This window comes from Tenacibaculum sp. nBUS_03, assembly GCF_051201695.1.
Lineage (GTDB): Bacteria > Bacteroidota > Bacteroidia > Flavobacteriales > Flavobacteriaceae > Polaribacter.
The window spans coordinates 274,862-288,269 of record NZ_CP179214.1; the positions used below are offsets into that span (position 1 = coordinate 274,862).

Consider the following 13,408-nt stretch of genomic DNA (forward strand, 5'->3'; position numbering starts at 1 on the left):
CAGTTTAGGTGTTGTTGTGCGTTCGTTTTTATTCAGAGTCCTCATCATAAATTCGAGTATAATTTTCAAATTCAGTCTCAATCAGGTCCTTTTCAATAATTGTTTTGGCAATTTCAAAGTCAACTACAAAACAACAAACCTCCATAGTTCCACTTCCAATACTTCCTCCATCGCAAAATCCAAGTCCTGTCCAACCCAAAGTTTCATCCATTCGATTTTGAAGTCTAGTCCGTTTTCCCATATCTTGTTCCGTTCCCATTCCGTCAACTTTAAATTCAATCAGAAGCCTGTAATGATTTTCTATATCAATCGGCTGAAAACCATTTTCCGTTTGTTCATAAATTTCTTTTTGAATCTTTTCGTGAAAATTAGTCGAAAATCCAGATTTAACTTCTTTTGAACTGCCTTTTGTCCCAACAACTCCTTTGTGAACAATTCCTGTCTTTTTGTCTTTATCCCAAGTTTCCCAATAATGTAATTGATTATCTACTTTTTTATATAATTTCAGCATTTTATTTCTTCTTCGGATTTTTAAATGACGCACAACGTGTTTGTGTAGGGAAAGTTGCGTTGGTTTAGCGCAAATTTAGCAAATAATTACTGAATAGAAAATCCGCAAGGATTTTCGTAAGTAGACTAAAAGAAAGCAATTTTTTTTACACGGTGTTGGCTGTAGTTAATTTCTATACTTTATTTTTCTATCTATTGTTTGATATTTTTTCCATTTTCCGTTTTTCAATTCATAGTTAGTTTTTCTTATCCAATTATTCTTTTTGTCATATTTATAAGAATATTTTTTTCCGTTGGATTCAATCAAATCACCATTTTCATTATACTTTAAATCATTAAACTTTCGTTCATAGAATTTAATTCTCATCTTATTTTTTGAGATTACTTTTCCATTATTTATAACGGATATTTCAACAATATTTTTGTCATAATCATAAACAGCTGTTTCTATTCCTTTGAAATTATTTTCTTTAAGTACTAATTTTATTGGATCTCCTTTTTCGTTATTTTCTAGCGAGGTAATTCTGAAAATTTGATTTTTAGAATTCTTTTCAATTGTTTTAACTAAAAAATTATTTATATCATAAATATATTCTGCAATTTCTGAACGATAACCAATTGCTTTGTTCCAAGTTTCATACTTTCTGCTTAAACTTCTAGTTTTTGTGGAGTCGTATTTCACATTCAGTCTTGCAGTTAATTTTCCTCCTTCGTCGTATCTTAATTCTGATTTTAACATATTCTTTTCATTAAAACTTGAAATTTTCCGTTTTCGTTCAGTTTTATTTTTTCTATAATATGCTACTTTTGATGTTATTTTTTTAACAATAAATTCTTCCTTTACGTCATATTTTCTGTCGTGATTTATTGCAGTTGCAATACTTTGACTAAAACAATTAAAAGTCGTAAATGTTAATATGATTAGTATCAGTCTTTTCATTTTCATAATTACAGCCAACGTTTTGGCTAAGCTGCGTTTTAATGCAGTTTAGGTGGTGTTGTGTTTTCGTTATTTTTTGTTGTCATTTATATTTCCGTTTTTATCAAATCCAGGAGGCCATTCCCCATATTTGGATTTAAATTCCTCAGGAGTAGCTGGTTCTCCCATATTTCCATGAAATTTATACTTTTCTTTTTCTGCAATTAATTTATTCCATGTTTTATCGTCCATTGATTTTTTTCCGAATGAAGTTAACTTTTCAGTTTTAGAATAACTTAGGCTTTCAATTTTTTTATTAATCCTTACTTTTTGTTCTGAAGTTAATTTTTTTGCAATTGCTTTCCACAAGTCCGATATTGGATTATTAACTTGTAACATAGCCAATTTCTCAACATCCTGTGTTGTTAAGTTTTTAGGAAAATCATCTGGGTTAAATTCAGTCATAGGATAAAACTTCTAATCATATTTTTCAAATGAAACACAACGTTTGGGGTATGGTTTGTTGTGATGTTTTGGCTCTAAATTAATAAATAAAACAAAAACTTTTAATAAGTAATTACTTTTCTGAAAAAGCACTTAAATGACAATAAACTATACCCTCTTGTTGTAAATAGTTTTTATTCCACTTTTTTCATTTCAAGCTTTATTCCACTTTCATCAAGATAAAATATTTTCACTCCATTAATTTCAGTTATAGAAATCCCCATTATGGAGTATCTATCTTTTTTATTTCCAATTTTAATAAATGGCTTATTTTGCAGTAATTTCCATTTTGTCCCTTTTGTCATATTTGTTATCATTTCAAATAATGGAGACTTAGAGCTTGTGGTAAGTTCAAAGCTTCCATTTTCACTAAAAAAGAAATTTGAGTTTTCAAATCCTTTTATTAAAGGTTTGAATTGAGGGTTTTTAGGTTTATCAATAATTCTTTGTACTGTCCACTTTCCGTAAACATCTTTTTTGTTTATAAGCTGTCCGAAAACAGTTAAATTAATAGTGAATAGGAATATTAGTGTTATTTTCTGCATATTTTTTTCAAATCTTTTAAGTTTTATTCTTTCAGATATATTGTTTTTTTATATTTCTCATATTCTCCCAAATATACGTGGGAATATTTAGGTGTTTTATAAGAATAGATGACCTTAATCTTTTCTCCGATACAACCTTTAATTCCGTTTTTACATTTAAAAAACTTAGTACCAACGCTCCCTTCGTATTTTTTATTATTTACAAAGTATTCATATTTCAAACTATACGAGGATCCGCTACTTTCGAAACCTATTATCTTTCCTATTGTTTCGGACTTGTGTTTAGAAATATCATCGTCTTTATTGTATTGATATGCAAAGATTCCAATTATCATTGTTACTGCGAATATTCCACCAAAAATATCTAAGGTCTTATTTTTTGATTCTTTTTCGTTCAATTAGTATTTTTAATTTTAATTATTTACAACGTTTTGGCTAAGCTGCGTTTTAATGCAGTTTAGGTGTTGTTATGTGTTTTTTTATCTCGTTTAAATCCTTTATTTCATAATCTTTTGAAATGAGAGTTTTACGATTAATTTTTAAATAATTCCATTTCATTTTTCTCGCCCCAATAATATCTGATTTAAAAGAATCTCCTATCATCAATATTTCACTTGGTCTATGATTTGTGATTATTTCTATTTCTTTAAAAACCTCATTATCTGGCTTTAAAAAGCCATAATCACAGGAGAAAATCATTTTCTCAAAATATTGATTTAGATTATACGAAAAAACTGGTTTCTTGTATGGTGATGCCAAATTAGAAATCAAGAAAATTCGGAAGCTCTGTTTTAAATCTCGAAGTACATTTATAACCTCTGTATAAATAATAACAGATTCCAACTCATTTATCAAATCATTTTGTTTCTCATCAAATAAATATGAAAACTCAATAGGTAAAATATTTCTTAGTTTATTTATATCATTTTTCATTACCAATTGAAGGTATGACGAAGCATCAAGTCCGAAACCGTCTTGAGAATTTTTAAACAATTTCAAAAAGAAATGATTTGATTTTTTTATCTCAATCAGTGTATTATATAAATCAAAAACTATTGTTTTAATATTATTCATTTCTAATTACACATAACGCTTGGGGTATGGTTTGTTGTGATATTTTAGCTATAAAGTTAGCAAACAAAACACAAACTTTAGTTAAGCATTTACTTTTTCAAATTAATCATATAACCATAATAAACTATACCCTCGTGTTGTGTGCCGTACTTTTTTAGTCTATTCCAAATTCCTTCGTACTATTTCTTCTCCAACAACTCCAAAATACTCAGATATAATTTTTTGCCATAAAACCATTCCGTTTTCTGAATTTGCAAATAACACTAATCCATCTTTAGAGTTTTTAAAGATTATAGCTATTGTTTTTGTTCCATAATCTCCACCTGTGTGCATAAAAGCAGTTTCATTATTAGGTAGGTTAGTTAGCATTTGCATTCCTAAACTCCAGTCAATTCCCTTTTTTTCGTGTGCTTGAACTTTTAAAAATTCGTTATAATTTTCTTCTGATAAACCAGCACCATTTAAAATATATACCAAAAACTTAGAGTAATCTTCTATTGTTGTAAGTAAATTAGCTGAAGCATTTGCAACAGTATATTTTTCGTAGTTTATTTGTTTTCCGTTTTCATCATGTTCAATTGCATATAATTTTTCATCAATCTTATCTGTCCAATAATAATATGTGTTATTCATTCCCAATGGATTAAACAATTTTTCTTGTGCAATTTCCTCAAAAGGACGGTTCAATTTCTTTTCAATTGCTTTACGCAAGTATTCAAAGCCTTCTCCAGAATATTGCCATTTTGTTCCTGGTTCAAATTGGAAAAATAGCTTATTATCATCTGTTAAATATCTCCAGTTCAGAAAACCCGATTGATGAGATAAGATATGCCTCGTAGTTAGCTTATTTACATATCTACTATCTATTATATCTTCATCTATAAAATATTTTGAAACAGGTTCGTCCAAACTCCAAACTCCTTCGTCAATGAGTTTTAATACAACAAAGGCAGTAATTGGTTTTGTTAAAGATGCAACTTTATAAATACTGTTATTGGAAATTGGTTGACCTGTTTTTTTCTTTCCAAATGTTCGTATTTGTTGAAGACTACCATTTTTAATTACCCCTAATGATACAGATGGAATTTTGTGTTTTATTAATAACTCTTCTATTTTTTTGTCATTATCAAATAAAGGAAAAGCATAATTAGCATTGAATTTTTTACCATAATCTTTTATAGGTTTGTGGTCATAGCTTAAAATTCTTTTAGCTCTCCAATCTCCATTTTCTAAAACCCAAGTGGTTATAAATTTAGCATAACCTGTTATATAAATCTCTTTGTTTGGTTCTTTAATATAAAAATTATGCTCGCCTTTTTGAATAGCACCATATAATTCCCCATTATTTTTTAAAGGATAAACTTCAAGGGTTTCAAGCAGTAATTTTCGTATTGGTTTATAATTTGAATCACCACAGATATTTTTTGAAAAAGCTTCAAAAAACTGGTCTAAATTTTGAGTACCACCTAAGTCGTGGAAAAATTCTAAATCTTTATGAAGTACTTTTTTTAAAGCACTGTAGTTACATTTGTTAAAGCCTTCATGAAAAGTTAGACTATCGGCTTTTTTTAGTTTAATAAATAACTCTGATTTTTTTTCGACTTGTGCAATACTGTTTTTAAATGTCAAAATTAATACGATTGCTAAAATTAGTTTGTAGAATTTCATTTGAATTTTGATTAATGTTTTAAATTACAAATCTCTTGAAACCAATTAAATAAGTAGTATTAATTTACTCGACAATTAGGCGACAATCATCCGACAGCTACTATATAAAACTGAAATTCAGTTTAATGTATAGTTTTTGGTTTTTGTCTAATTCTATAGTATTTCTAACAATTACAAGTAAATTAACAATAGGAAAACTAATTAATGACATTAAAAATAATTGTCTTGTAATTCCAAACCATTTAGGAATAAATAGACATAAAATAATAATAATAAAAGCTATAATTGTGTACAAAATTTGTACAGAAATAATCTGTTTATTTATCTCGTTTAATTGTTTTTTATATCTTGTAATAAAAAATGGTAGTAAAATGTTGAATGGAGGGAAAACCATACCGAATATTGATGACAAATTTATGTATTTTGCCATTTGATAATCTATGGCTTTTGTTTCTAACTGCGATTTATTTTCTTTTAAATGATCTTCTGAAACTCCTAGAGCCTTTGCTAAAACTTTTAAAGTATGCCCTTTTGGCTCTGTTCCTTTTTCAATTCGTTGGATGGTTCTCGTTGAAACACCTGCTTTTTCGGCTAACTCTTCTTGAGTTAGATTCAGTTTTTCTCGATATTTTAGAAGTTTATTCAATTCTAAAGGTTTATTTCGTATGGCACACAACGTGCTCGTGTATGGTTAGTTGGGTGTTTAAATGTACAAAATTTAGCGTTAAACACTAGCTTTGTAAAAAATCACTTATCGTTGGTTTAACAAGAAATAGCAATTAACTATACATTTTGTTAGCAACTGGTTTTTTATTTTTTCGTTTTCGGTTTGATTTCAAAATTGCTGTTCAAATTATACTTCCAATCATCAGTAAATTCCATATAATTTTTTCCGTTCGTTGTTGTTAAAACCATTCCTTCTACACTTGCGATATAAAATTCACTCCAATTCTTGATAAAGTCTGTCGTTTTTACTTTTATAATCGGATCATTCCAATCTAACCATGTATAAAGGAATTCTGATTTAGATAATTTACTTTTTTTTAACCAATCGGATATTTCCAATTCATTGTTTTCGTAGTCAAAAAAGAATTGATAATGGTTTTCTGATTTGTTCCAATCAACAGTTGAATGGTCAACCTCCCAACTTTCTCCTTTGTTGCTAATTCCCAATTCATTCAGGAATTTATTGAATCCGCCATCTTTCCCATCAACTCCCACTGATTCAATAAAGGTAAGGTGTTCGTGTAAAAAGTGCTTTTTATTGGTTAAAATTCCCATTGGTTCTTTACTTGTTGCTAACGTTTTGGCTAAGCTGCGTTTTAATGCAGTTTAGGTGGTGTTGTGCGTTCGTTTTTTATATCCTTTAGCAATTATTTATTATACCCTAATATTTTGATAATATTTTCATCCATAAAGTATTCAGTTTTTTTATTCTCTAAAAAATCTAATATTTCGTCATTTTTGTTGATTTCTATGTAATCAATCTCTAAAAATTCTATGAACTTACCAGAATCATCAATTAGCATTGAAGTCTCATTTAATTCTCTAATAAAATCACAATAATTAGCATCAGAATTTATCAGTAGTTTTATCTTAAAAACTATATGTCTTTTGTCAATTATTTCAAAGATATTATGCCATTTTTGGTTATTCAAAATTCCACTGTAACCTTTTTCTAAAATTATTCTTTTAACTTTTTTAGACCTTGATAATTTTTTCGGTTTTTCAATTTGATTAATTTTTTTCGGTTTTTTATCTTTCATTAACTTATTAATTCTACCTTTTTCAAAATGTATCTGTTGTAATGACGCACAACGGTCTCGTATAACCGTCAGTTACGGGTTAAATTAGCGATTATTTTCGGTTTAGTACAGACGTTAGTAATTCCGAGTGGATTCGAACGTAGTCGAATCTGCCGTAATTGCGGTTATACATCTTAAGTTAGCATTTTATTAAAATAATTATTTAATCATAAAGAACCAAAGAGTGGAATAAGGTTATGTTATACACAGAGACTATGATCTCGTCAACATTGATAATCCCTACTCTTTTCTATGTTAAATTCGTTCAGTTCTATGAAGCTTTAGACTTCGATTTCAAGTTGTTGAATTCACAATAGAGTGGCTCTTTACAATCCTTTTTTCTTATGAATAAAGATATAAAATATTTAGGAATAGACATTAGTAAAGACGTCTTTGATGTATGCGACAATAACAAAGCCCATTATCAGTTTACCAATAGCAGTTCAGGCTTTAAAAAGTTTTTAAAATTATTAGCTACAAATTCCACTTGCGTTATGGAAGCCACAGGGTATTACCATAGTCGTTTAGCATATTTTTTACTTGAAGCAGGTATCGGAGTTTGTGTGGTTAATCCTTTGAAAATTAAGCGCTATATCCAAATGAATCTATCGAAAATAAAAACTGATAAGAGTGATGCAAAAATGATTCAGCAATATGCAAAAGATTGCGAACCTAAACTGTGGACTGGGCAATCAAAAAAACAACAAGAAAACTTACAAGTAACTCGTATGCTCAGTATTTACAGTAAACAGAGCACACAATTAAAAAATAAAATACATGGAGAAGAAGTATTAGGTACTCCGGCAAAAGGCGTGGTTAGATCTATTAAAAGGAGTTTGAAAAACCTAGAAAAGGAGATTGAGGTTTTAGAAAAGGCATTACTCGAAAATGTAAAAAAAGAATACCAAGAATCATTAACTTTACTAAAAAGCATTCCTGGAATAGGTAATAAAACTGCTTTAATGTTACTAGTACTTACCGATGGATTTCAGCGTTTTCAAAGTGCTAAAGAGTTATGTAGTTATGCTGGACTGACTCCAATAATAAGACAAAGTGGAACTAGTGTTAAAGGACGACCAAGAATTAGTAAAATGGGAAATCCAAAACTGAGAAATTTACTTTTTATGTGCAGTTTTAATGCTTGCAAATACAACCAAGCTTGTAAAGCACTTTATGATAGAATTGTTGCCAAAGGTAAGAGTAAAAAACTTGCTTTAATAGCAGTGTGTAACAAACTATTAAAACAAGCTTTTTCAATTGTTAAAAACGGGGTTCCCTTCAATAGAGAGTACAAAAGTACTTTGGTTATAAATTAAAGGATTTTTATTTGGTTTTTACCTCAGTTCTTTGTTGTACATAGTCTTAAATCAGATTTATTTCACAACCTGATAATTCAGATTTATTTTTTTCACTTTTGAAGAACCATATTGAATGTTTAAGACTTTTTATTCCGTAAACATTCCCTATATTCCTTTTTTTAGCATTAGTTTTAATACTCTTTAATTCATTAAAATTAGTGAATTCAGTAACATTTGAATTATAAATGATTAACTCTCCTTTAAACACTTCTTTAGGAGAGAAATCGAATGATTCTTTTTTAAAATTGATTGTAATGTTGTTGATTTTAAAAGATTTAGGTTTTATGTAAACCATAAAACCTAGCTTATCATAAGTCCACATGGTATTATGTTTTAAAGTTATTCTATCAGGTTTTCCAAACACTTTTTTTAATTCATCTGGTGTTAAATCCAAAGTCACTTTTTTCCCATTAAAAGTTAGAATGTTTGCAGAATCAACTTCTATTTTTTGAGCGTTAGAAAAACTTATAACTAATAATAACGTTAGGGTCAATAATGTTCTTTTCATTCGTTTTTTTAATTATGTACAACGTTCCGTGTATGGTGTCGTAGCATCCCGAAGGGTGCTATGCACTATACATTTTGTTATATGCTTTTTTCTTGTTTTAATAAAACCTTTAATTCTCTATACTTTTCTAAAAGAGCACCTCTGTAACCCCAATCCTCCGTTTCGTCTTCAACTTTGGGATTTAGGAAAGTTCCATCATCAGCAATTATGTCAATGGATTCTAATCCCATTTCCTTAGCATTGCTTTTTTGCTCTTCAGTTTCATCATAAATACCCATCATTTCTTTTGAGTATTTCCAGTCTCTATCAAATACTTCCTCAAATAGACCTAAAAATTGTTCGACTGTGTTTTTGGTTTTGTCATTCATAATTAAACAAACATTGAAATTGTTATAACAGCGGATTCACCTGCTTCAATCTTTCTATAGTTAACAAATGCAGAGCACTCATGAATAGCTTTAACTATTTCTGGGTTTCGTTCTTTCAAGTCCCTGCAGTCTCCTAAATCTATCAGTATCATTTCATAATTGAGTTCGTCCATACAATCAATCCAAGCGTCCATATTCCTTCCGTAGTAACTTGGGAATTTGAACGTATTAGAAAACACATCGTGAAATGTATCCCAACTACTTATTGTTTTTGAATCAATTTTTACTGTTTTCATTTATTGCATATAACGTTTGGTATAAAATTAGTTGCGTGTTTTAAGCTCTAAAGTTAATAAATAAATCACAGATAATAACTCTGCGAGGACTTTCATAAGTAGACAATTACTAGCAATTAATTTTATACGGTGTTAGGCACTCGCTATTTATTTCTCCCAAATTTTTCTTATTAATTTCAGAAGTTTAGGCTTTTTATTTTTATCATTTTCATTCAATTCTTTCGGTATTATTTTTACAACGTTGGCTTTTTCCCATTCTTCATATGAAGGTTGTTTCAAACCTGCACCACCTTTATGAGGAAATTGAACATAACCTTTTGGTGAATTAGGAATCTTTTCTTCACATTCTTTAGAGCACAAATTAGCCAAAAATGGTAAAGTGTCCGTTCCAATTCTTTGAGTTGTCCAAAGTTGATTTGTTTCACTATGTGACATTGGTTTTTCACAAACACTACACTTAACTTTTTCTCCAAAATATTTTACAGGATTATGGTCAAGTTTTGGAAATGGTTTTCTGCTTTTGAAATTCCCGTAAACAGCTCTTGTACTAACTCTACTATCTTTTAAATTCTTACATTTAGTCAATTCGTATGGAAACCATTTTAAATTATAAGAAGTATAAGGGTCAAAATATTCGAGAGACTCCATTTCTCCAATTTCTGGTGGAATTCTCTTAAGATTACTCCCATAAAGCCATACTTTTTTCACTTTTTTTAGTTTTCCAATTGATTCAGGCAGCGTATATATTTGTGCAAATAATTCGTCTCCTAAATATTCTCTCGGGCTAAATTCTTTTTTCCCTTTTTTATGAATATATTCAACATATTCACAGAGTTTTATCCAAGCTTCTGAATTTCTGTCTTGAACATTATTTTTAATTTTTGAGATATTTTTATCCATTCAGATTTGCGCTTGTGCCTAACGGTTGGGCTATGGTTAGTACGGGAATTAAAAGTAGTGAATTTCCGATTAAGCACTTAGCCAAAACTTTTTATTTTGTTTTATATTTTCTATTTTAAAGCCAAATCAAAAAGATTTGGCGAACTTGGTTAGAATCCCAAAACTTTGGGTTAAGCACCTAAACCCGTATTAATTATAGCCTTTGTTGTGCTTAGTTTTTTATTTTTAGTAATCCGATTCTATCTCTTATCTTTAAACATACTGTATCAATTTTCGATGAAATTTCATCTATATTTTCTTTGGCAATGTTATAGTTGCTTAATCTATTTTCCTGAGTATCTTTCCATTGATAAGCTTCTTTTTGTGAAGTTTTAAGGATTAATTCTACATCTTCAAAAATATCTTTAGGATAAAAAGGTTTATTTTCCATAAATATTTTTACGGAATTCATAAAAGGTTCATTAAAATTTTTACTTTTTTGGTTGTCAATTTCATCTTGTGATAAACTAGCTGGCACAGTTTCAGAAATAGGTCTCAATTCAAGTGTTGCTCTTTTTAATTTCATTAATTCAGGCCAAAGTTCTTTATATATGTCAAATTCTTTTTCAAATTGCATTTTGTGAACTAGTATTGATTGGTCATTTGCAATCCGATTAGCTTGGTCAATTAAAATTTTATCGTTTAATTTTTGAGTTTTTATATACCATAAAATAAACCCTGCAAAAGATAAAATAACTCCAACTAAAAGTAAACTTATATGAGAATAAAATATCTTTGGTATTTTCTTTACTATTCTTTCATACAACTTATAATCTTTATCAATTTCTAATTTTGATTTTTTTAGATTTAAAGAATCTTTTATTTTTTCAAAAGATTCAAGTTCGTGTAAAGATTTCTTTAAATTGAGATTGTCTTCAAATTGGTAAGCTTCAGATATTGTTTTGTTAAAATTATAAGAACTAAATATAATTAACACAAGACCAAATAGAGCAAGGAATTTATATAAGTTGTCAGTCGGTAAATTTGGAATTTTCATTTAGTTTTAATTAAGCACAACTCCTTATATGGAGAATAAAGTTCTCGTTTATCCTATTATTATTCCGGATAAAAGGAACTTTTATTCCTGTTTATTTTTTTTAAACAAATATAACTGTTAGTCTTTAATTATGTTAAGTCATCAGCAACTTTTTAATCTTTGCCTATCGTGAAACTAGTATTTAGATAAACGGAAATAAATTAAAATAGATTGAGGTATTGAACTCCCCTCCTAGTCACAAAAGCTTAACCAATATATTATTATTGCTGTTTACGTTCAATAATAAAATTAAAGAAATAATATGAAACTTATTTTCTTATAAGAAAATCTAAACAAAAAAAAGATATAAACTAATAAAAATAAATTCAAGAGATTATAAAATTTCATCTATGCTAATGTAATTATTGAAAAAATAAACAACATAAGAAGTATTTATATTTCGTCATAATTAACCTTAATACCTTTTAAATATTTGTTAATTATACTATTCACTCTACTTTCTGATAATCCAGTTTTTCTTGCAATTATACTTACACGGTTATCATGAGATGTCAAGAATAAATCTATTATGATTGATGTTTTTTCATTTTCTAACATACCTAAATTTTTATATAATTAATTTCAAATTGATGAATTGAATTACTACGGCTATTTTACAATAAGTATCAAAAAACACAACTAATTTAAATGGTTTGTTAAGTTTTATAGTAATTCACTATTTTAAAAAAAAACACAATAAAATCTTTGATATTTCTCTTCTTTTGTTAAACATGTAAGAGACATTTTTTTATTGTTATTTCTTATTATAAATGTAATTACATATGCATAGAATTCACTTAATATTCGACGAAGTGTTTATGTTCTTAGTTAAATTGTTTTAAATTTATATGAGTAAGGTTTGGTTTATATATTGTATTTCTGAAGTTTTTTCTAAACTTAAATTATTGGTTTTTATTTAAATTTTATGTCTCTATCTATCACTAATAAAATATACTTCAAAAAAAATCGAATTTTAAATCTATATTATTTAACCCCAAACTAGTATTAAACTTTTTTATAGGTTTTAAAAACAGAAAATTTGAAAAAGTAAACTTAAATTGACACTTAATAATAGTCCATTAATAATTAATAATGTTTTTTGTTACATTATTTCTTAAAATCAATTTTGATATAATATCTTATTTATCATAGTTTTATATTGTTTTTTATCTTTGACTAAATCCATTTTTTTTCTTCTATCGATAGCTATACGCTTCTCATCTAATAATTTACTTGTGTACCTTAATCTTAAAATATATTTGTGGTATAGTTTTATAATTTCATTTTAGTAAATAGTTTGATTAATTTAGAGAAAAGAAGTAATTTAAAAAGGTTACTTCTTTTTTTTAGTTTTTTTTAGGGTTTACTCATTTTAGATTGTTATATGAATTCATAAAATGGTTTTAGGGGTAAAGAAATTTTATGAACAAACAAAGTGAAGCTCCTTCGGGAGCTTTTTATTACTTCGATTCTTTATGGGTAAATGATTATTAATAAATGTCAATTATTGAGGTTTATTTTTATAAATAAAAGTCTATCCTTTTTTTTAAATCATTATTTCGTCAACTAGTATTTATATATTTAAAAGTATTCATATCTTAAACAAGAGAACTAAATAATATTCATAATTAGTATTAATATTTTCGATTGATTTTTCCCTTGTGAACTATGATTAATATAAATATGTACGATGTAACTTCATATACTCCTTTTTATTAATATACTTTTCTCATTTTAGTGTCTTAATTTATATTAAACTAGATTGGTGTTTCTAATTTTTTTTATGTCTCTAATTTATTTGATTTGTTACTTTTTTAAATAAAAAATCAAATTAACGTATAAAGTTTAATTTATAATTGTATATTTGCATTGTTCAAG

At 27.6% G+C, this 13,408-nt stretch carries 17 protein-coding genes; 1 reads left to right on the forward strand and 16 read right to left on the reverse strand.

Annotated elements, in window-relative coordinates; genetic code table 11:
- Nucleotides 1-28 precede the first annotated feature (28 nt).
- The 10 genes from ACMFBB_RS01230 to ACMFBB_RS01275 form a co-directional block, all read right to left on the reverse strand.
- Nucleotides 29-511: a hypothetical protein gene (locus ACMFBB_RS01230; RefSeq protein WP_435262658.1), complete on the reverse strand. Its 483-nt coding sequence runs from the start codon at nucleotides 509-511 to the stop codon at nucleotides 29-31.
- Nucleotides 512-676: 165 nt separating this feature from the next.
- Entirely contained in the window at nucleotides 677-1,450 is a 774-nt protein-coding gene (locus tag ACMFBB_RS01235) for a hypothetical protein (RefSeq protein ID WP_435262659.1), read from the reverse strand.
- 69 nt (nucleotides 1,451-1,519) lie between these two features.
- Nucleotides 1,520-1,894, reverse strand: a complete 375-nt coding sequence (locus tag ACMFBB_RS01240) for a hypothetical protein (protein WP_435262660.1) — start codon at nucleotides 1,892-1,894, stop codon at nucleotides 1,520-1,522.
- A gap of 173 nt (nucleotides 1,895-2,067) precedes the next feature.
- Nucleotides 2,068-2,478 carry a hypothetical protein gene (locus tag ACMFBB_RS01245; RefSeq protein ID WP_435262661.1) on the reverse strand — a complete coding sequence of 137 codons (411 nt, stop codon included), beginning with the start codon at nucleotides 2,476-2,478 and terminating at the stop codon, nucleotides 2,068-2,070.
- A 23-nt stretch (nucleotides 2,479-2,501) separates the two neighbouring features.
- Nucleotides 2,502-2,876: a hypothetical protein gene (locus ACMFBB_RS01250; RefSeq protein WP_435262662.1), complete on the reverse strand. Its 375-nt coding sequence runs from the start codon at nucleotides 2,874-2,876 to the stop codon at nucleotides 2,502-2,504.
- Nucleotides 2,877-2,925: 49 nt separating this feature from the next.
- On the reverse strand, nucleotides 2,926-3,552 hold the full coding sequence (locus ACMFBB_RS01255) for an HAD family hydrolase (protein ID WP_435262663.1): 627 nt from the start codon (nucleotides 3,550-3,552) through the stop codon (nucleotides 2,926-2,928).
- Between the two features lie 159 nt (nucleotides 3,553-3,711).
- Nucleotides 3,712-5,220 carry a serine hydrolase gene (locus ACMFBB_RS01260; RefSeq protein ID WP_435262664.1) on the reverse strand — a complete coding sequence of 503 codons (1,509 nt, stop codon included), beginning with the start codon at nucleotides 5,218-5,220 and terminating at the stop codon, nucleotides 3,712-3,714.
- A gap of 100 nt (nucleotides 5,221-5,320) precedes the next feature.
- Nucleotides 5,321-5,866, reverse strand: coding sequence for a helix-turn-helix domain-containing protein (locus ACMFBB_RS01265; protein WP_435262665.1), 546 nt, complete (start codon nucleotides 5,864-5,866; stop codon nucleotides 5,321-5,323).
- 164 nt (nucleotides 5,867-6,030) lie between these two features.
- A complete protein-coding gene (locus ACMFBB_RS01270) occupies nucleotides 6,031-6,501 on the reverse strand; it encodes a hypothetical protein (protein WP_435262666.1) in 471 nt (156 codons plus the stop codon).
- 92 nt (nucleotides 6,502-6,593) lie between these two features.
- Nucleotides 6,594-6,986, reverse strand: a complete 393-nt coding sequence (locus tag ACMFBB_RS01275; protein ID WP_435262667.1) for a DUF6678 family protein — start codon at nucleotides 6,984-6,986, stop codon at nucleotides 6,594-6,596.
- Nucleotides 6,987-7,369: 383 nt separating this feature from the next.
- Between ACMFBB_RS01275 and ACMFBB_RS01280 the strand changes: the two genes are divergently transcribed.
- Entirely contained in the window at nucleotides 7,370-8,341 is a 972-nt protein-coding gene (locus ACMFBB_RS01280) for an IS110 family transposase (protein ID WP_435261840.1), read from the forward strand.
- A gap of 46 nt (nucleotides 8,342-8,387) precedes the next feature.
- On the opposite strand, the gene ACMFBB_RS01285 is transcribed toward ACMFBB_RS01280, so the two are convergent.
- The 6 genes from ACMFBB_RS01285 to ACMFBB_RS01310 all read right to left on the reverse strand — a co-directional run bounded on the left by ACMFBB_RS01285 (nucleotide 8,388) and on the right by ACMFBB_RS01310 (nucleotide 12,088).
- A complete protein-coding gene (locus tag ACMFBB_RS01285; RefSeq protein WP_435262668.1) occupies nucleotides 8,388-8,891 on the reverse strand; it encodes a DUF7738 domain-containing protein in 504 nt (167 codons plus the stop codon).
- Between the two features lie 77 nt (nucleotides 8,892-8,968).
- Complete coding sequence (locus ACMFBB_RS01290; RefSeq protein ID WP_435262669.1) at nucleotides 8,969-9,259, reverse strand: hypothetical protein; 291 nt, start codon at nucleotides 9,257-9,259, stop codon at nucleotides 8,969-8,971.
- 2 nt (nucleotides 9,260-9,261) lie between these two features.
- A complete protein-coding gene (locus ACMFBB_RS01295; protein ID WP_435262670.1) occupies nucleotides 9,262-9,555 on the reverse strand; it encodes a barstar family protein in 294 nt (97 codons plus the stop codon).
- A gap of 147 nt (nucleotides 9,556-9,702) precedes the next feature.
- Nucleotides 9,703-10,455: a hypothetical protein gene (locus ACMFBB_RS01300; RefSeq protein WP_435262671.1), complete on the reverse strand. Its 753-nt coding sequence runs from the start codon at nucleotides 10,453-10,455 to the stop codon at nucleotides 9,703-9,705.
- Between the two features lie 211 nt (nucleotides 10,456-10,666).
- Nucleotides 10,667-11,491, reverse strand: coding sequence for a hypothetical protein (locus ACMFBB_RS01305; protein WP_435262672.1), 825 nt, complete (start codon nucleotides 11,489-11,491; stop codon nucleotides 10,667-10,669).
- Between the two features lie 432 nt (nucleotides 11,492-11,923).
- A complete protein-coding gene (locus tag ACMFBB_RS01310; protein WP_435262673.1) occupies nucleotides 11,924-12,088 on the reverse strand; it encodes a hypothetical protein in 165 nt (54 codons plus the stop codon).
- Between the last annotated feature and the right edge of the window lie 1,320 nt (nucleotides 12,089-13,408).